Raw genomic sequence first — 23951 nt, forward strand, 5'->3', positions numbered from 1 at the left:
GGGTACTTAAAAAAAGTTCCGCAAGGGTGGAACTTTTTTTCGATCCGCGAATTGTGAGGTGACGATATCGAACAGGCCATTTGAGTGATGAGTGACGACAACACAAAAAAAGATGACATGACAACAAGCCAATCTCAAGAAGCAAGGCCTGGGTCAGTGTCTCCCAACGCCTCGATCTCTCGCAAACTGCGTGAATTTTATGACGCAGTCCAGGAGGAGGGTATCCCCGATCGCTTCCTCGATCTGCTCGAACGGCTCGACCATGCCGAGCGCAACGCCAAGTCGGTGGATGCGAAATGAGCAAGGAAGAAGACAACGACGATCGCATTTTTAAGCGCGACCTTTTGGCATCGCTGCCGAACCTGCGCGCTTTTGCCGTCTCGCTGACCGGTCGTCACGACAAGGCCGATGACCTTGTCCAGGACACGATCATGAAGGCGTGGGCGAACCAGAAGAGCTTTACGGCCGGCACCAACATGCGGGCCTGGCTGTTCACGATCCTGCGCAACGAATTCTACAGCCAGATGCGCAAGCGTGGCCGCGAAGTGCAAGACAGCGACGGCCTGTTCTCCGAACGCTTTTCCGTGCACCCCGAACAGTACGGTCGCCTCGACCTGCAGGACTTTCGTGCAGCGCTCGACAAGCTCCCGGACGATCAGCGCGAAGCGATTGTTCTCGTCGGCGCAGCAGGCTTTGCCTATGAGGAAGCGGCGGAGATCTGCGGTTGCGCCGTCGGCACGATCAAGAGCCGTGTCTCGCGCGCTCGTACCCGCTTGCAGGAGCTGCTTGGCGTATCCGGCGAGGTCGATTATGGCCCGGATGCCGGTGACGCAGCCATCACGTCCCGCGCCTTCGGCGGCTGAGGGTTCGGCGAACTGCATGTAAACTCATAGACGCCGCCTTCACGGGCGGCGTTTTTGTGTGTTTCGCGTAGCGCCAGACAACTGCCCTTCCCCGTGTTTGCAGTATTTTGCATAGCACAGGTCCATTCGCTCCGCGCGAGCGTCGACCAGAGCCTCATGACAATCCGACAAGACACAAAAAAAGCTGCCGGAATTTGTCCGGCAGCTCGATGATCGAAAGACGAGTAACGGCTGGTGTTACTCTCCAGGATTTGTAAAGCGACGACGCGTCCTGCCACCGCTCAGGGCGAGGAAGCCGAGGCCCCCCGCGATCGATGCAAACATCAGGGGCTTCGACTTCAGAAGAAGCGGAACCGCTGTGAGTGCTGCCGTCAAAGCCAGCGTCTTGCCGCTATTGGCGGCCACTGCCTGCTTCTTGCGCTTGACTTCCGCTCTCGCGGTGAGCGTCACCGAAAGGTAGAAAATCACGGCCAGCAGCAGTGCGCCGCCTGCAACCACCAGAAGCGCTATGGGAAGGCCCCAGAACTGCGACAGATGAACGGCAAGTGCCGCAACGCCCAGCACATAGGCCGTCAGCACGAAAAGTGCAGCCAACCCATACAGCATGATGTTGCGCTTCAGCCGCTCCGTAAATGCCGCGATATCCATCGCGGCAAACGAAGCGATAAGGGGACCAAGGCCCATCATCTTTAGCGACGCGACAGAAGAGCGAAGACGAAGCCAACGCCGGCTGCGATCGCGATCGACTGGATCGGTGCCTTGCGGATCTTCGCTTCCAGGTCGCGCTCGAACGAGATCGCCTGCTCGCGGGCAGCTTCAACCATCTGCATGGACGCATCGGTCGCATCGGATGCGGCGCGACGGGCCTTGCCCTTCACTTCACTCGCCGTGCTGCTGCCGACGGCGCCGACGGTCTTGGCAAGCGACGAGATATCTTCGCGGAGCTGCTGCAGCTGCGCTTCGATGTCAGACGTCGTAGCAGCACCGGCGGCGGTGCGAGCGCGGGCAATTTCGGCATTCGTGGAAGTAGCTGCGGCCATGGAGATCTCCTGTTTCTACGGATCTTGGCGCCGCGCGGAAGGCGCGGGCTTTGCGGAAAGGTTCAAACGACATGCAAACTGTGAGGTTTGGCGAAGATCGGGATATCAGGCCCGGTCATGTTCGAAAGGTTGCCTCTCGCACATCATACTCCACCAGACGCAAAGTGCACGCATTCGTCTGCCAAAATGAAACGCGGCGAAACCGTGAAGGTTCCATCGCCGATTTTTGCGCTCGGACCGTCACTCGATGCGCAGATCAGGGCGTAAGTCTCGGGTCTGGCCAGTTGGTCACGCCGCCGGTCCACTGCTCAAACGCATGCGACAGCTTCAGAACGAGCAAGTCTGCGAACCGGGGCCCGACGATCTGCAGCCCGATTGGCATTCCGCTGCGGGAGAAACCGCAGTTGATCGAGGCGGCCGGCTGCTCCGACATGTTCCACGGCACCGTGTAGCCGATATGCTCGAACGGTTTCAAGGGATCGTTGGTCGGCGATGCCCAGTCGGCCGGATAGGAGACGATTGGGTTGGTCGGCGACAAAACCGCATCGACGCCGGAGAAGAGTCTCGCACAGGCCTTGCGCATCTCGATCGTCTGGTTGAAACCGCGCACCGCCTCGACGCCGGAAACCGAAGCCCCGCCCTTTGCCCATTCGAAGATGTAGGGCAGGATCTGCGCCTTGCGCTCGTCCGGCATCGCCTCGATATCGCCCCAGAACCGCGCCCGCCAGAAACTGTCGAGCCCGTCCAGCATCGTCCGCGTCATGACGGGCGCAACCTCCACGATCTCGGCCCCCGCCGCCTCGAACCGCTTTGCCGCAGCCGTCACCGCCGCGCGGACCTCGTCGTCGAGAGAGATCCCGATGCCCGCATCCAGCATAAGCCCGATCTTCATCCCCTTGACGTCGATGTCGAGATCCACCCAGTCGAAGGCGTTGGGCGGCAGCGATGTCGCGTCGCGCCAGTCGGGGCGCGACAGGGTCGCCATGGCGATCGCACTGTCTTCCACCGTCCGCGTCATCGGCCCGGCACAGCGCCCGACAAAGAACGGATCGACCGGAATGCGGCCCTGGCTGGGCTTGAAGCCGAAAAGCCCCGTCCAGCCGGCCGGCAGCCGGATCGAACCGCCGATATCGGTGCCGATATGCAGGGGTCCGAAGCTCGAAGCCGCAGCAGACGCGGCGCCGGCGCTGGATCCGCCCGGGTTCTGCGTCAGGTCCCAGGGATTGCGGCTTAAGGGGTGAAAGCTGGAAAGCCCTGACGACAGCATGCCGTAATCGGGACATGTGGTCTTTGCGAAGATCACCGCGCCGTCCTCGCGCAGCCGTGCAGCGGCCGGCGCATCGCTGGCCGCCGCCGTCAGCTCCGTCGCGGCGGTCCCGAGCGGCACCGGATGCCCTTTCGTGGCGATCAGTTCCTTGATCGTCACCGGAATGCCGTCGAGCATCCCAAGCGTCTCGCCCTTCGCCCAGCGCTCGGTGGAGGCTTTCGCCTGTTGCCGTGCGCTTTCCGGATCGTAGAGGTAGAGCGCCTGAACTTGGTGTTCGAACGCCGCAACCCGTGCCTCGACCACCTCCCAGTATTCCAGCGGCGAAAGCTTCTTCTGCGCATAAAGAGAAAGAATGTCCCGGATCGTCAGTTTCAAAAGGGCGTTCATGAAAAGTCTTTCACTCAGGTCGTCGTTTAAAATCAGGGTGTCGAGCGCGGATCGAGAAGGTCGCGCAGACCATCGCCGAGCATGTTGAGGCCCAGCACCGCGATCGCGATCGCCAGACCCGGCATCAAGGCGAGCCAAGGCGCTTGTCCAAGGAACGTCTGCGAATCCGCAAGCATACGCCCCCAGGTCGGGTTCGGCGGCGGCATGCCGAGCCCGAGATAGGAAAGCCCCGCCTCGGTCAGGATCGCGAGACCGAGCTGGATCGTCACCTGCACGATGATCTGGTTCGAAATATTGGGCAGGATGTGGACGAACGTGATCTTCAGCTTCGAACGCCCCATGCCGACAGCCGCCGCCACATAGTCGCGCGTCCAGATCTGCCGTGCCGCGGCCAGCGTGAGGCGTGCGAAGACGGGCACCATGAACGTGGCAATAGCGATGACCGCCGTGAACCGGCCTGATCCGATAAAGGCGCCGAGCATCATTGCCGACAGGATTGGCGGAACCGCGAAGATGATATCGCAGCCGCGCATCACGATCTGCTCCACCCAGCCGCGCCGCATCGCCACCACCGTGCCGACAGCCGTGCCGATCGTGGCACCGATCGCCACCGCAAGCAGCGCCGTCGACAGCGAATTCCAGGCGCCGACCATCAGCGCGGAAGCCACATCGCGTCCGAACTGGTCGGTCCCGAGCAGGCCGAATTCGAACGGCGGTTTCAGCTTGTGGATGATGTTCATCTTCGACGGCGGATAGGGCGTCCAGACCAGCGATAGCAGCGCCACCAGAAACAGGAACAGCGTCACGACAAGCCCGGCCAGAAGAACGGGACGGCGCAGCAGATGCCTCATTTCACCCCCACCCTCAGCCGAGGATCGATCACCAGGTAAAGGAGGTCGACGAGGAAGTTGACGACGATGACAAGGGCCGAGAAAAACAGGACGACGTCCTGCATCACAACGATGTCACGCTGCGCCAGCGACTGGTAGGCGAGCCGACCGAGACCCGGCAGGTTGAAGACGTTTTCGACCAGCACTGCACCGGCAATCAGGAAGGTGAACTGCATGCCGATCATCGTCACCACGGGCACAAGCGCATTCGGCACCGCATGGCGCCAGAGGGCTGCCCCCTCGCCCAGTCCCTTGGCACGGGCGGTGCGCACGTAATCCTCGTTCATCACGTCCAGCACCGCGGCCCGCGCAACCCGCGTCAACACCCCCGCCTGCGGCAGCGCCAGCGCGATCGCCGGCAGCAGCAGCGCCTGCAGCCCGGCCAGCAGTCCCGCGTCCCAGCCCGGAAATCCACCCGCCGGCATCCAGCCGAGCAGCGTCGAAAACAGGATGATCGACAGCAACCCCACCCAGAAGGCCGGCACCGCGATACTGACATAGGACACCGCGCCGACAATGGCGTCGAACATGCCGTTATGCTTTTTCGCCGCCTGCACGCCGAGCGGAACCGCGATCCCGACGGAGAGCAGAACCGCCATCAACGCCAGCGGCAGCGTCAGCGTCAACCGCTCCGCAATCAGCCCCGCGACCGGTACGCCATAGGTATAGGACTGCCCGAGATCGCCCTGAAAAACACCCCATAACCAGGCGAGATAACGCACCGGCAGGGGCTGATCGAGCCCCATCTGGGTTCTGAGCGCCGCCAGCGTTTCCGGGCTTGCCGACGTCCCGAGCACAATCGCCGCGGGATCACCCGGCAAGAGATCCATGACGACGAAGATCAGCAGCGACACGACGAGAAGCGTGACGATGAGCGACAGGATGCGGCGGATAAGGATGGAGATCATGGGCCGCACCCTCCAACATCCACCATGCCTACGCCAGTCGCCCCTCCCCACCCTCCCCACAAGGGGGAGGGCTTAACCCAGCCGAACCGCCGGGCCACGATCGAGGCAATCGGGTGCCGCATACCTTCTCCCCCCTTGTGGGGGAGATGGCCGGCAGGCCAGAGGGGGATTTCAGTCATCCGCGATTAAGCCCCATCTTTCCCAAGGCCACCTCATCGCAAAGCTTAACGCCTCTCGCGTTGTCGGAAACGTCACCGGCGCAGATCACGGCGAGACGCATCGTCATTCTTCCCAGAACACCTCGGTCAGCACGTTCGATGGGATCGGCTCGTTCTCCCACAGCCCCTTCAGCTTCGCGTCCCATATGCCGAGCTTCGGCATTACGAACAGGAACAGTGCCGGCACGTCCTCTGCGAGGATCGTCTGCGCCTCGCCGTAGAGCTTGTCCTGTTCCGCAGGATCGGCGGTCGCCTCGACCTTGGCGAGGATCTCGTTGAAGGCGGGGTTCTTGTAGTGGAAGTAATAGGGGTCGCGGGCGTAGATATCGATGTCCATCGGCTCCGCATGGGCAACGATGGTCATGTCGTAGTCGCCGGCTTTCAGCACGTCCGATACCCATTTTGCGGGAAACTCGGTCGTTTCGATATTCATCGTGACGCCGATTTCGGCAAACATCGCCTGCAGGATCTGCGACGAGCGCTGCGCATAAGCCATCTGCGGCGCCTTCATGGTGAAGGAGAAGCCGTTCGGATATCCGGCCTCGCTCAAAAGCGCCTTCGCCTTTTCGGCGTCGTAGGGGTAGACGCCGGTTAAGTCCTTGAAGCCGCGGTCGTTCGGCGTGTAGTGGCTGCCGATCGGCGTGCCGTAACCCGACCATGCACCTTCGACAACGGTCGCACGATCCACCGCCATCATCAGCGCTTGGCGAACCTTCTTGTCGTCGAATGGCTTGCGCGAATTGTTCATGCCAGCCACGACCTTGAGCTCGGTATTGCCGATCACGGTCGTGAGCTTCGTGTCGCCCTCGAAGGAGGAGACCAGTTCCGGCGCGCCGAACTCCGGAAACGCGTCGACATCGCCGGCCTTCAGGGCCGCTGCCTGCGCCTGCGGATCGGCGATGAACCGGAAAACCGCTGTCTCGAGCTTCACCGAAACGGACTTGTTCCAGTAGTCAGTGTTCTTCGCCAGATCGACCTTCGAGCCCTTCTGCCAGGACACGAACTTGAACGGACCGGTGCCGACCGGCGTCGTCTTGTTGTCGGCAGCGGATTTCGGCTCGACCATGACAGATGCCGGCCAGCCGAGCCAGTAGAGCAGGCTGCCGGCCGGCTGCTTCAGCTTCAGCACCAGCGTTGCGGCATCGGGCGTCTCCACCGTCTCGATCGAGGCGAAATAGCGCTTCTGCGGATTGACGCTGTCGGCGCCGCGAGCCCGGTCGATCGTGAATTTCGCAACGGACGAGTCGAAGGCGACGCCGTTGTGGAAGGTCACGCCCTTCCGCAGCTTGAACGTATAGGTCTTTCCGTCCGGGGAGATCTCCCAGCTTTCCGCAAGCTGCGGCTGCACCTTGCCAGCGCTGTCGACCGTCGTCAGGCCCTCAAAGATATTCTGCCAGCTCACCTGGCCGATCGCCACAGGGGCGGCAATCGTCGGATCGAGACCGATGGGTTCGATCGTCATGCCGATCGTGACCGACGTCTTTGCCGCGGCAAACGCCCCGCTTCCCACCGAGGCGGCAAGGCCAAGCGCAACAGACGCCGCAATCACGCTCCGGCGCGAAAACACACCCCAACCAGCAACCGTCTCCATGGCATTGTTCCCCTGCTTATTGATCTCTTAACCGCGATCTTACGGGCATTTCGCAGGTGCACAATAGCATTCTGCCGCCCGCCACAAGGATTAGCCGCGGCTGAAGCCTTCGCTCGCCACCAGCAGCTGTCGGGTGTAATCCGCCGAGAATTCGCGGTTTTCCAGCGCCTGCGCCGGCACGGTTTCCACCACCTTGCCGCTCTTCATCACCGCAAGACGGCCGCACATATGGCTGATCACACCGAGATCATGGCTGACCATCACAAAGGTCAATCCGCGGTCGCGCTTTGCCTGCTCCAGCAAATTGAGGATTTCCGCCTGGATCGACGCATCGAGCGCCGAGGTCGGCTCGTCCAGCAGCAGGATCTTCGGCTCGAGGATGAGTGCCCGGGCAATCGCGATCCGCTGGCGCTGGCCGCCGGAAAGCTGGTGCGAATAGCGGAAGCGGAAACCCGCTCCCAGCCCGACCTCATCCAGCGCGCGGGCAATCCGCACATCGACATCGGTAAAGCCATGGATCGCCAGAGGCTCCAACAGCAGCCGGTCCACCGTCTGTCGGGGATGCAGCGATCCGTAAGGATCCTGGAACACCATCTGGACGGTGCGGTAGAATTCCTTCGTCCTGCTTTGCCCCGAATAGGATTTTCCCGCGACCATCAGCGTGCCGGCGTCAAATGCTGCCAGCCCGGAAACGGCGCGCAACAGCGTCGATTTCCCCGAGCCCGATTCACCGACGATCCCGAAGCTTTCGCCCTCTTCCACATCCATGCTGACATGATCGAGCGCGGCAAAGTCGTCATAGGTGACGAGCATGTCCCTGATGGAGATCATGGCACTCATAGCGACCACTCCGGCTTGCGGTCGAGCACCGGCAGCGGATGCCGGTTCGAGCCTATCGTCGGAAGGCAATTGAGAAGCCCAAGCGTATAGGGATGGCTCGCCTTGGAAAGATCGGCAGACGCCAGTTCCTCCACCACCCGTCCGGCATACATCACCAGCACCCGGTCGCAGAAGGAGGAGACCAGACGCAGATCGTGAGACACGAAGATCAGCCCCATGCCGCGCTCGGACACCAGCTTGTCGAGAATGTCGAGAACGTCGAGCTGCACGGTCACGTCGAGCGCGGACGTCGGTTCGTCAGCGATCAGAAGCTCCGGCCCGCAGATCAGCATCATTGCGATCATCACCCGCTGCCCCATGCCGCCGGAAACCTCGTGCGGATAGAGATCGTAGACGCGGCCCGGATCGCGGATCTGCACCGCTTCCAGCATCGCAATCACCCGCTCCTTCGCCTGCGCTCCCGAGACTTTCTCATGGGTCTTCAGCGTTTCGACGATCTGCCGGCCGATGGTCATGACCGGATTGAGCGAATATTTCGGGTCCTGCAGAATCATCGCGATCTGCTTGCCGCGAATGTGCCGCCGCTCCGATTTCGGCATCGACAGCAAATCGCGGCCTCTGAATTCCAGCTTGTTCGCGGTGATCTTCGCATGCCCCGCCGTCAGCCCCATGATGGCGCGACCGGTCTGCGATTTGCCGGAACCGGATTCACCGACAATGCCGAGACGTTCCTTGCCGAGCGTGAACGAGACGCCGCGCACAGCGGTTACCTCGCCGGTGCGGGTCGGAAACGTCACGCGCAGGTCGTCGACCGCAAGTAGCGGCGCTTCGGTGGTACCAGTCATGTTGACGGAAGGATTGCCCATCATCATTGGCCTTTCTCCGTCATTGTCCGGCCTCCTTCGGATCCAGCGCATCGCGCAATCCATCGCCGAGAAGGTTGAAGCCGAGGCTGACGATCAGGATGGCGATACCGGGCATGGCCGCCACCCACCACTGGTCGAGAATGAAGCGGCGACCGGATGCGATCATCGCGCCCCATTCCGGCAGCGGCGGCTGTGCGCCGAGCCCCAGAAAGCCGAGGCCGGCGGCAGTCAGGATGATGCCCGCCATATCGAGCGTGACGCGCACGATCAGCGACGACATGCAGAGCGGCATGACATGGCGCAGCACAATGCGGAATGGCGAAGCACCCATCAGCTTCACGGCCGAAATGAATTCCGAGTTGCGGAACGTCATCGTTTCGGCGCGGGCGATACGCGCATAGGGCGGCCAGGATGTGACCGCGATGGCAAGCACCGCGTTCTCGATGCCGGGTCCAAGCGCTGCGACCAGTGCAAGCGCCAGCACGAGCTTCGGAAAGGCGAGAAAGATGTCGGTGATCCGCATCAGGACCGCATCCACCCAGCCACCGGCATATCCGGAAACCGTGCCGACGATCAGCCCGACCGGCGCGGCGATGACCGCAACCAGCACCACGACAAACAGCGTCAGTCTCGATCCGTAGAGCAGCCGCGAAAGGATATCGCGGCCCTGGTCGTCGGTGCCGAGCAGGAAGCCGGCCGAACCCGGCGGCAGCAGCCGCGAATTGCGCAGGTCGCCCTGCACCGGGTTATGCGGCGCAAGAACGTTGGCGAAGATGGCGATGAAAATCAGGCCCAGAATGATGAACAGGCCAAGCAGTGCCAGCCGGTTTTCGGAAAACTGGCGCCAGACCACATAGGCACGGCCGACACGGGCCTGATGCCGGGAGGTCGGCCGGTCGGACAAAAGCCACGCCCGGCTATAGGGTTTCAACGGTTCAACGACACTCATCGGCGCGTCCTCGGGTCGAGCGTCCGATAGAGAAGATCGGAAAACAGGTTGATGGCGACGAACACCATGCCGATCACAAGTGTGCCCCCGAGCACCGCGTTCATGTCGGCATTTTGCAGCGAGTTGGTGATGTAGAGGCCAAGCCCCGGCCAGGAGAAGATGGTTTCGGTCAAAACCGAGCCTTCAAGCAGTCCCGCATAGGAAAGCGCGATGACGGTGATCAACGGCACGGCCGCATTACGCAGCGCGTGGAACCAGATGATCCGCGTTTCCGACAGGCCCTTGGCACGCGCCGCAACCACGTATTCCTGCGAAAGCTCAGTCAGCATGAACGAGCGCGTCATGCGGCTGATATAGGCGAGCGAGAAATAGCCGAGCAGGCATCCGGGCAGGATGATGTGACGGAACAGGTCCCAGACCACCTCCCACTCCCGCTGCCAGATGGCATCGACCAGAAAGAAGCCGGTCACGGACGTGAACGTGTATTCGTAGGCGATGTCGATGCGGCCGGGATAGGCGACCCAGCGGAGCTTCGCATAGAACACCACGAGCGACAGCAGTCCCAGCCAGAAGATTGGCACCGAATAGCCGATCAGGCCGATGATACGCACGATCTGGTCGGCGATCGAGCCCCGCTTGACGGCCGCCAGTACGCCGAGCGGCACGCCGATGACGGCGCCGATCAGCGTGCCGATCGTGGCAAGCTCGATCGTTGCCGGAAACACCCGGGCAATATCGGTCATGACAGGGTTCGTCGTCAGCACCGAGGTGCCGAAATCACCGGTCAGCGCCTGTTTTATGTAGATCCAGAACTGATGATAGAGCGGCAGGTTGAGGCCCAGTTCCTCGCGCACCCGTTCCACCACATGGGCTGGCGCCCGGTCACCGACGATCGCCAGCGCCGGATCGATCGGCACCACACGGCCGATGAAAAAAGTAACGGCCAACAGGCCAAGGAAAGTGGTCGCCGCGGTGATCAGAAACCGCAGCGTACCTTTGACAATGGAGGGAGCACGGCGCCTGTTGCGCCGTGTCACAGTCGTTACATCGGGAAGCGTCAAGGAAATCGTCCCCTATCGGCTATTCCTTCGAGACCGGAGCAACGAAGTTGGTGTCGAAGCTCGGGCCGAGCTTGTAATTCTTCACCTTGGATGAATAGCCGGCCACTTCCGTCTGCTGGAAGACGATCACGAACGGGCTGGTGGCCAGAACCTTTCTCTGCAGGTCCTCGTAGGTGGCCGCGCGCTTGGCGGCATCCTTTTCGAGAAGCGCTCCCTTGCTGGCGTCAGACAGTTCCTTCGGCACGTCCCAGGCATTGCGCCAGGCGAGCGTCTTCGTCGTGCCCGTATCGGCATTGTCAGGATTGACGGTAAACGTCTCGGCATTCGAGTTAGGGTCGAAATAGTCCGAACCCCACTGGCCGATATAGATGTCGTGGGTGCGGGCGCGGTACTTGGTCAGCGTCTGCTTGCCGTCGCCCGGAATGATTTCCAGCTTGATATTCGCCTGCGCCAGCGTCTGCTGCACGCTTTCGGCAATGCCGGTCACCGGCTGCGTGTTGCGCACGTCCATGGTCACGGTAAAGCCATCAGCCAGACCCGCCTTGGCCAGCAGTTCCTTCGCCTTCGCCACATCCAGCTTGTAGGGGTTGTCGGAGAGCGCGCCGAGCTGGCCCTTCGGCAGGAAGGTCTGGTGAATTTCGCCGATACCCTTGATCAGCGTCGCGCCGATCGCATCATAGTCGACGAGATACTTCATCGCCTCGACCACTTCCGGCTTGGCGAGGTTCTTGTTCTTCTGGTTGAGGCTGAAATAGTAGACGGTGCCCTTCGGCGCTGAGGTGAGCGCGATGCCCTCCTTCTTCGACACGGAGTCCATGTCGTTCGGCTCGAGATTGCGGGCGACATCGATGTCGCCATTCTCAAGCGCAAGGCGCTGGCCGGAGCTTTCCTTCATGTGGCGGTAGATGACCCGCTTCAGCTTCGGCTTCTCGCCGTAATAATTGGGATTGGCTTCCATCACGACGGCTTCGTTGGCGCGCCATGCGACCACCTTGAACGGGCCGGACCCCGCATAGCCGGTCTTCATCCACTCATTGCCAAAATCGGTGTCGAATTTGTATTCGGCCGTCGGGGTGACGGATTTCGCATGCTCCATCACCACCTTCTTGTCGACCACCGCGGTCACTGTTGCTGTCAGCACGTTGAGCACGAAGCTCGGCGCATAGGCCTTGTCGACCACGAAGGTAAACGTGTCGGCGCCGGATGCCTTCGCCTTCTCAGTGACGTTGTCGGCCTTCAGGCCGAACTGGGTCAGAAGGAACGCCGGCGACTTGTCGAGCTTGACGGCGCGCTCGAACGAGAAGGCGACGTCTTCTGCGGTGATCGGGTTGCCGGACGCAAATTTCAGGTTGGGCTTCAGCTTGAACGTATAGGTCATGCCATCGTCGGACACCGTCCAGCTGTCGGCGAGATCGCCGATCACCTTCGACGTGTCGGACGGATCGAGCGTCACGAGCTTGCTATAGCTGTTGGCGGTCACTTCAGCCGCCGAAAGCTCGAAAGCTTCGCCCGGATCGATGCTGATAATGTCGTCGATCGCAAAGCCTTCGACCAGCGTATCGGCCGGCGTTGCGGCCATCGCCTCTCCGGAAAGACCATAGGGTGCGGCAAACGAAAGCAGCGACAGCGCTGCGGTCGCCGACAGCATTCGAAGAGTGTGGGAGCGAAGATGAAGCATGTGATTTCCCCTGTTCCGTACGTTGCGGAAGCCTGTTTCTAACCCGTTCGAAGCCCGTCTTCCGAGCCTATTCCTGCCAAGCCTTGCCCAGAACCCTCAACCAGTTTTCACGGCAAAGCTTTGCGAGATCCTCGTCAGCGTATCCCTCAGTTTTGAGGGCCGCAACCAGATTTTGATTGCCTGCAGCATCGCTGATCTGCTGCGGTATCGTGGCGCCGTCGAAGTCCGATCCGAGCGCCACGCAGTCGATCCCCATCCGCTCGACCATGTAGTTGATGTGGCGCACCATGTCGGAAAGCGGGGTCGCCGCATCGTCGCGCCCGTCGGGCCGCAGCATGGTCACCGCATAGTTCAGCCCGGCAAGACCGCCGCTTTCCTTGATCGCATCCATCTGCCTGTCCGTCAGGTTGCGGGCGACCGGCGTCAGCGCATGCGCGTTGGAATGGCTGGCGATCAGCGGCTGGTCGCTGGTCTTCGCCACATCCCAGAACCCCTTCTCGGTAATATGCGAAAGGTCGATCGCGATGCCGAGCCGGTTGCATTCCTTGACCAGCCGGAAGCCGGCATCGGTGAGCCCCGGCCCCGTATCGGTCGTCATCGGAAAGGCGAACGGCACGCCATGGCCAAAGATGTTGTGGCGGCTCCAGACGGGACCGAGCGACCGCAGGCCCGCCGCATGGAACACGTCGAGATTGACGAGATCCGCATCGATCGCCTCACAGCCCTCCATATGCATCACGGCGGCAAAGACACCGTCCTCGACCGCCTTGCGGATTTCGCTGACGGACCGGCACAACCGCCAAGCCCCGGCCCGGTCGAGCCGCAGTGCGATGGACGCCATTTCCAGTGCGATATCGAGCGACGGCGCATAGTCGAGCGGCGCTGCCAGCGGCGTCGCATAATGTCCGTCCGCATCCGGATCCGACAGAACCAGATCGCCCGAGGGAATGTAGATGGCGCAGAGCCCACCTGCGAGACCGCCCTTTTTCGCGCGCGGCGCATCAATATGCCCCCCCGCCGTCCCCCCGGCAAACTCCGCCACCGGATCCCCACCAGCCTTCATGTTCCGCCAAAGCCGCAAAAGCACATCGTTATGGCCGTCGAACACCAATTGCATGATTTCATTCCCGATATCGTGATTGTCAGAAGCGGTGGGTGATCGCGATCCTATCCCGCCGGCCGTGTTTCGCAAGGTGGAAATGCGCTCTGATGCACCTGTCGAAATCATAGCCAATCAAGAGCTCCCCGCATTGCGGACGCGATGGCACTGGATTCCTGTGACAAGCTCCCTCATCACTTTGCTCGTCACAGGAACCCGGCCGCGCGAAGTCCTTCGCGTGAGAGAACACTTTTGGACTGACGTCACACCCCCCACAACCCCTCGCCCGCGTTAACCAGCAGCGGCGTCCCGAACACCCCCACCGCCCTCTCCCGCCACTCGGCGCCATACCCATCCAGCCTGTCATGCCAGCGCACCGATTGCAGCATCGCCGCGCCGATTGCGACCGGCTCGATGCCCTGCGACGCCAGCAGCGAGAGACCGGCGACGATCGAGGTACCGGAGGAAATGACGTCGTCCACCAGCACCACGCGCTTGCCCGTGGTGAGAGGCAGCATGCGCGGATCGACATAGAGGCGCTTCACCTGGTCGGGCGTGGTGATCGACGATAGCGGCACCGACATCGCCTCGTCGTACCAGAATTTCCTGGAGGTCCCCAGCGGAACGTAGCGCGGCAATCCCAGCGCGCGGGCGACGGCTGAGGCGAGCGTCAGGCCAAGCGTCGGCAGGCCGACGATCACCTCGGGGCGGTAGGGTTCGAGTTTCTTTGCGAGATCCGCGGCCAGCGCATCCTGCACCTCGAAACTCGCCTGGTTGATGATCAGCGAGGCGAGTGCGTGTTTGCCGTCGGCGAGCGGCCGGATCGGCAGGCGCAGCTGTTGCCCGTCATCGAGACTGACGGGAAAGAACCCTGAAAACGGCGCCTCGCCCGAAAACGTGCCCGCCGGATGGATATCCTGCCAGAAGTCGTGCGGCTGCATGAACGCCCCTTATCCGAGAATTTCGAGAACGGGGCTTTCCAGCACCTTGCCTGTTGCGACATCGGCGATGCCCCTGTCGGTCTGGTGCGGACCGGGATTGCAGGCAAGCGTCGCGCCAAAGCAGGCCTTGAACACAAGATAGGGCGGCGTCCAGTCGACGATGCCGTCCATCGCGGCGCGGATGGCACGAAAGCCGTCTGCTACCTCTTCCATCGGCGCTTCCGAAACGAGACCCGAGAGCGGCAGCGGCAGCAGCACGTCCACCTTGCCGTTGATCGCCACCGCCATGCCGCCGCCGGCAGAAATCACCGCATTGGCGGCAACGGCCATATCGACTGGATCGGCGCCGAACACGGTCAGGTTATGGCTGTCATGCGCAAGCGTGGTGGCAAAGGCGCCGCGCCATGTGCCCCAGCCGGTGAGGAACCCGACGCGGGTGCGGCAGTCCGCCCGACCGTGGCGGTGGGTCACGGCAATCAGCGTCGCACCGTCGGGCGGCACCACGAAACCATCGACGACATCGGCATCCGCGCTTCCCCAGCGGGTAAACCGTGGCCGGTCGATCGTGGCGAGGCGCACCATTGCGCCCTCCGACCGAACCCGGAAATCGTCCGGCTGCAAAGGCTTGAGCTTGACCGAAGCTGTGAGCGGGGCCGGATCGGTCGGTTTGATCTCGACCGAAATCGCTCCGCGGCAGCCAACTTCCGTACCGCTGGCCAGCACATGCCGGGCGCGAAATTCCGTGAGATCCTCGAAGATGGCGATATCGGCACGACGCCCGGCGGCGATCAGGCCGAGATCGGCGCGGCAGATGCGCTGGGCCGCGTTCAGCGTTGCGGCCTGAAGCGCCCATTCCGGCTTCATGCCGTAGCGCACCAGCCTGCGCACCACATCGTCCAGCCCGCCGCCATCGACGAGATCGTCGGGAAACACGTCGTCGGTGCAGAGCGTCAGCGTCTGCGGCAGACGGCCGAGTTCGCCAAGCGCTGCGACGAACTCCGGCAGAAGATGGTCATGGCTGCCGCGCAGCTCCACCGTCAGTCCGGCGCGCAGCTTGGCGATCAGGTCTGCGCCCGAAACAAGCTCGTGGTCGGAGGTGATGCCGGATGCCATGAAGGCATTGAGATCCGCATCGGCAAGGCCGCGGGCATGGCCGCAGACCAGCTTTTCCGCAGCCAGCGCCACTTGGACGATCTCGCTCATGCGCGGGTCGCGATCGATCACGCCGCGCATGTTCATCACTTCGGCCAGACCGGCGATCTTCGGCCAGTAAAGCATTTCCTCGATCGCATCAGCTTCGAAACTGGCGCCCGCCATTTCGAGCCCCGGTGCAGACGGTACGCAGGACGGCGCAAGAACCAGGCACCGCAGCGGCAGGCACTTCACTGCCTCGACCGCCCAGCGCACGCCATCGACACCGTTGACGTTGCCGAATTCGTGCGGATCCCACACGACGGTTGTGACGCCGCGCGGCAGCACGGTTTGTGCGTAGGTGGCCGGCGTCACCATCGAGCTTTCGATATGCATATGCGTATCGATCAGCCCCGGCGACACAAAGGCACCGCCGGCATCGATCACCCGGTCGGCATCGCTGCGGCTAGCAGGCGCGTGGACGCTGGCGATCAGCGGCCCGACAATGCCGATATCGGCCGCGCGGAGTTCGCCCGTCACCATGTCGACGAGGGTGCCGCCGGTGATCAGGATATCGAAAGGCGCATCGCCGCGGGCAGCGATCACGGCCCGGTCGCGCAAGCCCGCATCGGTAAACCCGTAGATGTCAGTCACGATGGTCTTCATCTCGCCGCTCATGACCACGTTGCCTCCGCCTTGAGGGTTTCAAGGATCGTATCGCGCGCCTTTTCGACGTCTATCTCGGCCGCATAGGATCCGTTGAAACCGCTAACCTTGGCCGCCCGGGTCTCCACCACGGTCCGCCCACGCGTCACGGTACCGGCGGTTTCCATGTCGATGCGCGCCTCGCGCCAGGTGACGTGATCCGGATAGGCGAAGGCGAAAGCGGCAACCGCATCGTAAAGCGCCATCGCCGGCCGGCCGCGGCTGGTGGCGATCTCGACGAAGCCGGCCAGGAGATCGGCCACCAGCGTCGCATTGCGTCCGCCGGCAGCCCGGATCGGCGCCACATCGTCTGGAAAGCACAAAACCTTGCGGCAGATATCGAGATCGACCATCCTGAGCGGGATCTGATGCGCAAGCACGATGGCCACAGCTTCCGGATCCGCCCAGGCGTTGAATTCGGCAGATGCTGTCTGATTTCCGGCCGTCAGGCTGCCGCCCATCCAGGTGAGATCGGTGATCTTGGCGGCAAGATCCGGCCGTGCCAGTGCAACGGCTGCGATATTGGTGAGCGGGCCCATCGCCAGGATCCGGCGTGCGTCGCCGTCGCTCTTCTCCAGCCACCGGCACAGCGCCTCGAATGCATCGTCGTGAAATGTGTCGGGCATGTCCGGCAGGTGCAGACCGGTGCTTGGCATGCCCTCATTGCCCAGCACGTCCTGCGCCGTCTCAAGCCTGCCCATCACCGGAAAGGCGCGGCCCGCGTGAACCGGGAACGGCCAGACGAAGGCCGCACAGGCACCGGCCGCATTGCCGCGCACCCGTTCAATCGGTGCATTGCCGAACACAAGCGAAACCCCGTCCACGCCGAGGCCCGCATGCGCCGCGACCATGATCGCCGCGATGTCGTCGAACCCCATATCGGTATCGATCCAGATGCCCATGGCTATATCTCCTCAGGCAATGCGCGAAAGTTGCGCGGCCTTGTGTACCGGCAGGTCGAAAGACAGGTCCGAGCCGGACACATGCACCGGTTCGGAAGCATCCACCTCAGCCTTGATCGGACCGAGCGCGCTGTCCAGCAAATATTCGCGGGAATGGCCGGCAAACGATGTGCCGCGCACGGTTCCGCGAAACGGACCGGTTCCAAGCGTCACCATGCGCGGACGCCAGGCGAGACCCGCAGCCTTAGGCGCCTCCAGGCCGGGTGCGACCGAGAGCGGAACGCTGCCGTTGTCCGTCTTCAGCCCGCCGCCTTCCAGCGCAAAGATGTTCTCGAAACCGACGAAATCCGCCACGAAGGAGGAGGTCGGCCGATTGTAGATATCTTCCGGCGTGCCGATCTGCTCGATCGCGCCGTTCTTCATGACGACGATACGGTCGGCAAGCGACAGGGCTTCCGCCTGGTCGTGGGTGACGAAGATCATCGTCACGCCGGTCTCGCGCTGCACGCGCTGCAGTTCGGTGCGCATTTCCAGCCGCAGCCGGGCATCGAGATTGGACAGCGGCTCGTCGAGCAGCAGAACCTTCGGCTCCATCACCATCGAGCGGGCAAGCGCCACGCGCTGCTGCTGGCCGCCGGAAAGCTCGGCCGGCTTGCGGTCGGCAAATTTTGCCAGACCGACGGAGGTGATGCCGGACTGCACCTTGGCATCCAGTTCGGCGCCTTTCATGCCCTTCAGCCGCAACCCGAAGGCAACGTTTTCGTAGACGGAGAGATGCGGGAACAGTGCATAGGACTGGAACACCAGCCCCACGGCACGCTTGTTCGGCGCCGTGCGCGTCATGTCCTCGCCGTCGAGGATGACCTTGCCGGATTTCACAGGCAACAGCCCGGCGATTGCCCGCATGGTCGTCGTCTTGCCGCAGCCGGAGGGGCCGAGCAGCGCGATGAGTTCGCCACGCCGGACCGACAGGTCGAGATCGGCAACGGCCACGCTGTCGCCATAGGCAAGCGTCAGCTTTTCAAGCGAGAGATAGGATTGATCAGACATAGCGGGAAAATCCGAGAAAGCGTTCAGCAGCAAAAACGATGCCGATGGACAGGAAGGCGAGCAGCGACGAGAGCGCCGCAACCGACGGATCGAAGACGATTTCCATATAGGCCATCATGTCGATCGGCAGCGTGCGCACGCCGGGACCGGACAGGAACAGCGATACGGGCACCTGGTTGAACGAGGTGACGAAGCCGAGGATGAAGGCCGAAAGAATGCCGCCCTTGATGTTGGGCATGACCACCCGGAAGAAGGCACCAAGCCGGGACGAGCCCAAAAGCACCGCCGCCTCCTCGATATCCGAGCGCAGGTTGTCGAGGCTCGCCGAAACCACGCGCACCGCATAGGGCAGGATCAGCGCGGTATGGGCGAGAAACAGCGCAAGCGTGATGCCGACGCCGAACGGCACGACCACGTAGCGCAGCAGCGAAAGGCCGACGATGATGCCGGGCACGATGATCGGCGCGGAAACGATGGTGCGGATGATTTCCGCCCCCGGCAGCCGGTAGCGCGACAGCGCGTAGGATGCGGGAATGCCGAGCACCAGCGCTGCCGCCGTGCCGCCGATCGCCAGAAACATCGACATCGCGAACGAGGCGCGGAAACTCTCCACCGTGAAGACCTTGAGGATCCATTGCAGCGAAAAGCCCTGCGGCGGAAAGGCCAGCGTCTCGCCGGCCGAAAACGAAGCCGTGACGATGATCAGAAATGGCCCGATCAGGAAGGTCGCGAGCAGAAACAGGGTGGCGGGGACGAACAGGCTGCGAGCGGTCATCGGGCGGCCTTTCTCTGCGTGTTGCGCGCCGTTGCCACCCGCTTCAGAAGAAGGTTGGCGGCAAAGCTCATGACAATCAGGATGCAGGCGATGACGCTTGCGGCGACGAAATTGTTGCTGACGGCAACCTGCTGGTACATCAGCGTTTCCAGCATCAGCACCTTGGAGCCGCCAAGGATGGCCGGCGTGATATAGGCGGTGAGGCAACCGGTGAAGACCAGCGTTCCGCCGATGACAAGCCCTTCCTTGGTGAGCGGCAGGATCACCTTCCAGAACACCTGAAACCAGTTGGCGCCGAGCACCCGTGCTGCTGGAACCGCATCCTTCGGCATATTCTCGAGCGCCGAGATCAGCGAGATGATCATCAGCGGCAGGAACAGCTGCAACAGGCCGATAAAGATCGCCGTTTCGGAAAACAGGATACGCAGCGGCGCCTCGCTGAGCCCCAGCGCCTGCAAGGCCTGGTTGACGATGCCGGTCCGGCCGAGAATGACGATCCACGCATAGGTGCGCGCAACCGGCGAAATCATCAGCGGCAAAACGACCAGCCCGGTCATGCGCCCCTTGGCGGCGGGCGACAGGCTGACAATGGAAAACGCCGCCGCATAGCCGATCACCGCCGAAACCACCGTCACCAGCGCGCCGAGCTTCAGCGTGCGCAAAAACACCGCCTGGTTGAGCGGCGAGGAAAAGAACTCGCCATACGCCGCAAGCGTCCAGCCGCCATCAAGGCTCCTGAACCCGTCAGACAGAAGGATCAGCACCGGCACCAGAAACACCGCCGCCGCGAAAATCGCGGCAGGCAGCGCCAGTGCAAACGCCTCGGCCCGGTTTTGAAACATGCGTGGTCTCCGGTAATCGTCGGACTGTGTCTCGTCATCATTCCCGCGCGCTTCGCAAGCCGCGCCCTTTCAGCCCGGAACCAGGGCCGAAAGGTATGCGACGCCGCAAGACGCGCGTTTTGCTGAAGCTTACTGGCCGACCTTGTCGTTCCAGGTCTTGATCCAGCCCGCGCGGTTATCGAGAGCGATCGCAGACGGGATGAACTTGAGGCTTTCGGCGGTTGCCTTGCCGAAGGTGAGATTGCCGGCGATCTCGTCGGACACCTTCACCTCGCTGTTGGCAGGGCTATCCACCAGCTTTTCGGCAAGCTTGGTCTGGATCTCGGTCGACAACCAGAAATCCATGAACTGCAGCGCCAGGTCGCGGTTCTTGGAACCCTTGGTGACGACCATGACATTCATGCCGCCGGCCTGGCCTTCCTTAGGCGTCGCCCATGCCATCGGCAGGCCGAGCTTGGTAAACGGCGCCCAGGCGAAACGACCGGCGGGCGCTGCCCAGATCTCTTCCTGCTTCATCAGCTGCACCAGCTGCGAGGATTTCTCGTAGAAGGTGACGATCTCGTCCTTGTTCTCGCCGATCGTCGCGATCGGGGCTGCAAGGTCAGGCGTATCCTTCCCCAGCGCCTGGCCGAGCATATAGAGCGTTGGTGCCGCGCCATTGGTGGTGATGTTCGGAAACGCGATATGGCCGACATATTCCGGCTTGAACAGATCCGCCCAGCTTTCGATCTTCATCTTGTCGGACCGGTAGACGATCGAGTTGGCGTAGAACGTGTAGCCGACGCTCTTGCCGTCCTGGTTGGGATCCTTGGCGATGTCGTACAGCGCGTTGAAGCTCTTGAGCTTGGCCGTATCGATCGTGTCGGTCAGATCCTTGCGGGACGCAGACAGCGCATCGGCCATGGAGACGACGGCCATGTCGATGACCGGATTGGCCTTGTTGGCCTCCATCTTGGCCACCCGCTCGACGCTGTTGCCGGTCTCGACCACCAGCTTGCAGCCGCAGATCGCCTGGAAGGGATCATAGACGATCTGCTTGTACTCGTCCTGCGCCAGCGCATAGACGGAAATGGTCAGCGTCTTTTCCTGGGCCTGGGCAAGGCCTGTCGTGGCAAGCAAAACTGCGGCGGATGCGGTAATCAGGGTCTTCATGGGTCATTCCCTTCCAAGGCTGGGGATGCGGGTGAAAATTGGGGGCTGGAAACGGATGCGGTGGTCTGGCGGGCAACGAGTGTCATCGGCACGCGATCGGTCTTTGCAACGGCTGTGACGCCGACCGTTATGGTCGCGGCATCAGGCTCGGCCGCATCATCGCCGATCACGCCGACCAGCGCGCCGACGGCAATCTCGGCAATCGCCGCCATATCCTGGCGCACGGTGGTAAGGCCCGGCGAAACCACCGACGACCAGACGAGATCGTCGAAGCCGGTGACGCTTGCCTGCTGCGGAATGCGGATGCCGGATTGCTGCAATTCGGTCAGCGCACGCAGCGCATGCAGATCGCTCGTGGCGGCAAAGGCGGTAAAGCCGAGCTCGACCTTCTGCTTCAAACCGAGCGAACAACCGGCTCCCGCCAGTGCCTCAAGCTTTTCGATCCAGATCGTCTCGAAGCGGGCACCCTTCGGCAGGCGCGATTTCATGCCGCCGATGCGATCGTTCTGAACGTTCGAGAGCGGATTGGCGCCGATCAGCACGAAATTCCGGTGCCCGAGCCCGACCAGATGATCGGCGACCACCTGGCCACCCTGCCAATGATCGGAAGAAACCGTGTTGCCTGGAGTCGACGGGCTGTCGATGACGGCGACCGGGCAACCGAGGTCGGCAATGCGGGTACCGAGCCGCGGCACGATGACGATCCCGTCGACCTGGCGCTCGACCAGCCGCTGGATCGCAAGCGTCTGCATCGAACTGTCGCCACGGCTGTCGGCGATCAAAACGCCGTAACCGGCATCGGCTGCAGCATTCTCGATCGCCTGGGCAATCTGCGGGAAAAGCGGATTGGCAATATCGGGAAGCACCAGCCCGATGACGCGGCTGCGCCCCGTGCGAAGCGCCCGCGCCGTCACGCTCGGCACATACCCAAGCTCCTCGGCCTTCGCCCGTATCTTCGCCCCAAGCTCCGGCGAAACCCGCCCCTTGCCCGACAACGCATTCGACACGGTGGCCGCCGACACGCCAAGGGCGCTAGCTATCGCAGTCATGTTCGAACCGGGGCGGATGGGAGCCATCGAGGCGCTCTGATTAATCGTTTAATCAGAAAAGCAGAAAACGGATGAGGAGTCGAGTCCTGCCGGATGGTTGCAAACTCACGCCCTGGGCGGCCAGAGCGAAAATCCGGCACCACAGCATGGGCTTGGGGCACACCCAGCGTGAAGCAGAGGGCTTGGTCTACAGAGGGGTCAATCCGCGGCCGAAGACATGGCTGGGGTGTCGCCTGCGGTCATGGCGTGCATCGTTGACCGCCGTCCTGTTCGCTCGAGCCTTGAAACCCGTTGGCGATATCGGCAAGCGTTACCCCGGCAAACCTCTTGCGCAGCAGGTCCTCTGCTTCGTTGAAGACGTCCGTCAAAGTCCCGTTGACCGCCTGTTCGATCGGACATCCCGGCATGTCGTAAGCGGGTCCAACCGCAAAGATCGACGGTTCTCCGACCGCCCGGTAGATATCGAGAAGCGTCAGCTCCTCGAGAGGACGCGCCAGCGTCCAACCGCCACCATGCCCTTTTACGGAGCTGACATACCCTTCGTCGCGCAGTCCCGCCATGGTGCGCCTAATGACGACAGGGTTGGCGTCGAGCATCTGTGCGATCATCTCGGATGTCATCGCCCCGTCATGTCGCCCCATATGGATCAACACATGCAGCATGCGCGATAGCCGACTGTCCTGCCTCATCCTCTGCTCCCCCTCGTGCTTTCCGCGCCGACACTAGCACGATCGTCATTCACGATACAATCGAAGTGTCATGAGGCTTGACCCGACTTTTCACGATACTTATGTTGTTGCGAGAAAAAGGAGAAAGTCATGAGCGACACGATCTACGACGTCATCATCATCGGAGGCAGCTACGCTGGGCTGTCGGCTGCGCTTCAACTCGGCCGCGCGCGTCGAAAGGTCCTGATGATCGACGAAGGCCTCAGGCGCAATCGGTTCGCATCCCACTCGCATGGCTTCCTCACCCAGGACCATGTCGATCCCGCTGAAATTGCAGCCGAGGCCCGGTCACAGGTCATGGAGTACCCAACGGTGGATTGGGTCTCGGGTCGCGCAGATACCGTTCAGCGCAACGGTGAGAAAGGCTCCGGAGCGGCTCATGTCACCGTTTTGGTGAGAGACACCCGTTACCGTTCGCGCCGGCTGATCCTGGCGCTGGGCGTACGCGACATTCTTCCCGACATCGAGGGGCTGAAGGAGCGTTGGGGCAAAAGCGTGTTCCATTGCCCCTACTGCCACGGCTACGAACTCAACCAGGGCAAGATCGGCGTCATCGCCGGCTCGGCGCTCTCGATGCACCATGCGCTGATGCTTCCCGACTGGGGACCGACAACCCTGCTTCTCAACCAGGCATTCGAGCCGGATAGAGATCAGCTTCAATCCCTCGCAGCGCGCGGCGTCGTCATCGAGCGCTCCCCCGTGAAGGCCCTCACCGATCGCGCCGATGTGGAGCTTGTAGATGGAAGAACCCTGTCTTTCTCCGGCCTGTTCGCACTTGCTCCCTTCGAGGTCTTCACCTCGATCGCGCAGCAGCTCGGCCTCGACATGGAGCAAGGCCCCCTTGGCGCCACCATCAAGACTGATGCGATGAAGGAAACCAGCCTGCCCGGCGTCTTCGCCTGCGGCGACGCCGCGCGGCCGATGGCCTCAGTTGCACTCGCGGTCGGCGATGGAAGCCTGGCGGGCGTGGCTGCTCACCGGTCGTTGCTGTTAGCGACCATCAACGATGAATAGGTTCA

Annotated in this window: 24 protein-coding genes; 3 read left to right on the forward strand and 21 right to left on the reverse strand. The window is 62.3% G+C overall.

Annotated elements, in window-relative coordinates:
- Positions 1-117 precede the first annotated feature (117 nt).
- Both IFT66_RS11820 and IFT66_RS11825 read left to right on the forward strand, forming a co-directional pair.
- The gene (locus tag IFT66_RS11820; RefSeq protein ID WP_062461941.1) at positions 118-300 is read left to right on the forward strand and encodes a NepR family anti-sigma factor; all 183 of its coding nucleotides are present in this window, start codon (positions 118-120) and stop codon (positions 298-300) included.
- Complete coding sequence (locus tag IFT66_RS11825; protein ID WP_062461307.1) at positions 297-863, forward strand: RNA polymerase sigma factor; 567 nt, start codon at positions 297-299, stop codon at positions 861-863. Before IFT66_RS11820 ends, IFT66_RS11825 begins: the two co-directional genes overlap by 4 nt.
- A 237-nt stretch (positions 864-1100) precedes the next feature.
- Here IFT66_RS11825 and IFT66_RS11830 read toward each other — a convergent pair whose 3' ends face one another.
- The 21 genes from IFT66_RS11830 to IFT66_RS11930 all read right to left on the reverse strand — a co-directional run bounded on the left by IFT66_RS11830 (position 1101) and on the right by IFT66_RS11930 (position 22893).
- Positions 1101-1550: a hypothetical protein gene (locus IFT66_RS11830; protein WP_062461309.1), complete on the reverse strand. Its 450-nt coding sequence runs from the start codon at positions 1548-1550 to the stop codon at positions 1101-1103.
- A 2-nt stretch (positions 1551-1552) separates the two neighbouring features.
- The gene (locus IFT66_RS11835; protein ID WP_062461311.1) at positions 1553-1903 is read right to left on the reverse strand and encodes a DUF883 family protein; all 351 of its coding nucleotides are present in this window, start codon (positions 1901-1903) and stop codon (positions 1553-1555) included.
- Positions 1904-2159: 256 nt separating this feature from the next.
- Entirely contained in the window at positions 2160-3557 is a 1398-nt protein-coding gene (locus tag IFT66_RS11840) for an amidase (protein WP_192077699.1), read from the reverse strand.
- A 32-nt stretch (positions 3558-3589) separates the two neighbouring features.
- A complete protein-coding gene (locus IFT66_RS11845) occupies positions 3590-4408 on the reverse strand; it encodes an ABC transporter permease (protein ID WP_192077700.1) in 819 nt (272 codons plus the stop codon).
- A complete protein-coding gene (locus tag IFT66_RS11850) occupies positions 4405-5355 on the reverse strand; it encodes an ABC transporter permease (protein WP_192077701.1) in 951 nt (316 codons plus the stop codon). The genes IFT66_RS11845 and IFT66_RS11850 overlap by 4 nt, the downstream gene beginning before the upstream one ends.
- Positions 5356-5637: 282 nt before the next feature.
- Positions 5638-7164 (reverse strand): ABC transporter substrate-binding protein, encoded by a 1527-nt coding sequence (locus tag IFT66_RS11855; RefSeq protein WP_192077702.1) that lies wholly within the window; start codon positions 7162-7164, stop codon positions 5638-5640.
- Positions 7165-7254: 90 nt separating this feature from the next.
- Positions 7255-8004, reverse strand: coding sequence for an ABC transporter ATP-binding protein (locus tag IFT66_RS11860; protein ID WP_192077703.1), 750 nt, complete (start codon positions 8002-8004; stop codon positions 7255-7257).
- Complete coding sequence (locus IFT66_RS11865) at positions 8001-8849, reverse strand: ABC transporter ATP-binding protein (protein WP_192077968.1); 849 nt, start codon at positions 8847-8849, stop codon at positions 8001-8003. The genes IFT66_RS11860 and IFT66_RS11865 overlap by 4 nt, the downstream gene beginning before the upstream one ends.
- A 40-nt stretch (positions 8850-8889) precedes the next feature.
- Positions 8890-9819 carry an ABC transporter permease gene (locus IFT66_RS11870; protein ID WP_062582012.1) on the reverse strand — a complete coding sequence of 310 codons (930 nt, stop codon included), beginning with the start codon at positions 9817-9819 and terminating at the stop codon, positions 8890-8892.
- Positions 9816-10856, reverse strand: coding sequence for an ABC transporter permease (locus IFT66_RS11875; protein ID WP_430256745.1), 1041 nt, complete (start codon positions 10854-10856; stop codon positions 9816-9818). Before IFT66_RS11875 ends, IFT66_RS11870 begins: the two co-directional genes overlap by 4 nt.
- A gap of 43 nt (positions 10857-10899) precedes the next feature.
- Positions 10900-12558, reverse strand: coding sequence for an ABC transporter substrate-binding protein (locus IFT66_RS11880; RefSeq protein WP_192077704.1), 1659 nt, complete (start codon positions 12556-12558; stop codon positions 10900-10902).
- Positions 12559-12625: 67 nt separating this feature from the next.
- Positions 12626-13675, reverse strand: a complete 1050-nt coding sequence (locus tag IFT66_RS11885; RefSeq protein WP_184654465.1) for a dipeptidase — start codon at positions 13673-13675, stop codon at positions 12626-12628.
- 245 nt (positions 13676-13920) lie between these two features.
- Positions 13921-14598: a phosphoribosyltransferase gene (locus IFT66_RS11890; protein WP_192077705.1), complete on the reverse strand. Its 678-nt coding sequence runs from the start codon at positions 14596-14598 to the stop codon at positions 13921-13923.
- Between the two features lie 9 nt (positions 14599-14607).
- On the reverse strand, positions 14608-16407 hold the full coding sequence (locus IFT66_RS11895) for an adenine deaminase (protein WP_192077706.1): 1800 nt from the start codon (positions 16405-16407) through the stop codon (positions 14608-14610).
- A complete protein-coding gene (locus IFT66_RS11900; protein WP_192077707.1) occupies positions 16404-17336 on the reverse strand; it encodes a nucleoside hydrolase in 933 nt (310 codons plus the stop codon). The genes IFT66_RS11895 and IFT66_RS11900 overlap by 4 nt, the downstream gene beginning before the upstream one ends.
- A gap of 12 nt (positions 17337-17348) precedes the next feature.
- On the reverse strand, positions 17349-18386 hold the full coding sequence (locus IFT66_RS11905) for an ABC transporter ATP-binding protein (protein WP_192077708.1): 1038 nt from the start codon (positions 18384-18386) through the stop codon (positions 17349-17351).
- Positions 18379-19161 carry an ABC transporter permease gene (locus IFT66_RS11910; RefSeq protein ID WP_192077709.1) on the reverse strand — a complete coding sequence of 261 codons (783 nt, stop codon included), beginning with the start codon at positions 19159-19161 and terminating at the stop codon, positions 18379-18381. Before IFT66_RS11910 ends, IFT66_RS11905 begins: the two co-directional genes overlap by 8 nt.
- Positions 19158-20003 carry an ABC transporter permease gene (locus tag IFT66_RS11915; RefSeq protein ID WP_192077710.1) on the reverse strand — a complete coding sequence of 282 codons (846 nt, stop codon included), beginning with the start codon at positions 20001-20003 and terminating at the stop codon, positions 19158-19160. Before IFT66_RS11915 ends, IFT66_RS11910 begins: the two co-directional genes overlap by 4 nt.
- A gap of 129 nt (positions 20004-20132) precedes the next feature.
- A complete protein-coding gene (locus IFT66_RS11920; protein ID WP_192077711.1) occupies positions 20133-21155 on the reverse strand; it encodes an ABC transporter substrate-binding protein in 1023 nt (340 codons plus the stop codon).
- Positions 21152-22231, reverse strand: coding sequence for a LacI family DNA-binding transcriptional regulator (locus tag IFT66_RS11925; protein WP_062461364.1), 1080 nt, complete (start codon positions 22229-22231; stop codon positions 21152-21154). The genes IFT66_RS11920 and IFT66_RS11925 overlap by 4 nt, the downstream gene beginning before the upstream one ends.
- 212 nt (positions 22232-22443) lie before the next feature.
- Positions 22444-22893: an Rrf2 family transcriptional regulator gene (locus IFT66_RS11930; RefSeq protein WP_062461367.1), complete on the reverse strand. Its 450-nt coding sequence runs from the start codon at positions 22891-22893 to the stop codon at positions 22444-22446.
- A 129-nt stretch (positions 22894-23022) separates the two neighbouring features.
- Here IFT66_RS11930 and IFT66_RS11935 point away from each other — a divergent pair, with 129 nt between their 5' ends.
- On the forward strand, positions 23023-23946 hold the full coding sequence (locus IFT66_RS11935; protein ID WP_192077712.1) for an NAD(P)/FAD-dependent oxidoreductase: 924 nt from the start codon (positions 23023-23025) through the stop codon (positions 23944-23946).
- Positions 23947-23951 lie beyond the last annotated feature (5 nt).

The organism is Rhizobium sp. CFBP 13726, from assembly GCF_014841925.1.
Taxonomy (GTDB): domain Bacteria; phylum Pseudomonadota; class Alphaproteobacteria; order Rhizobiales; family Rhizobiaceae; genus Neorhizobium; species Neorhizobium soli.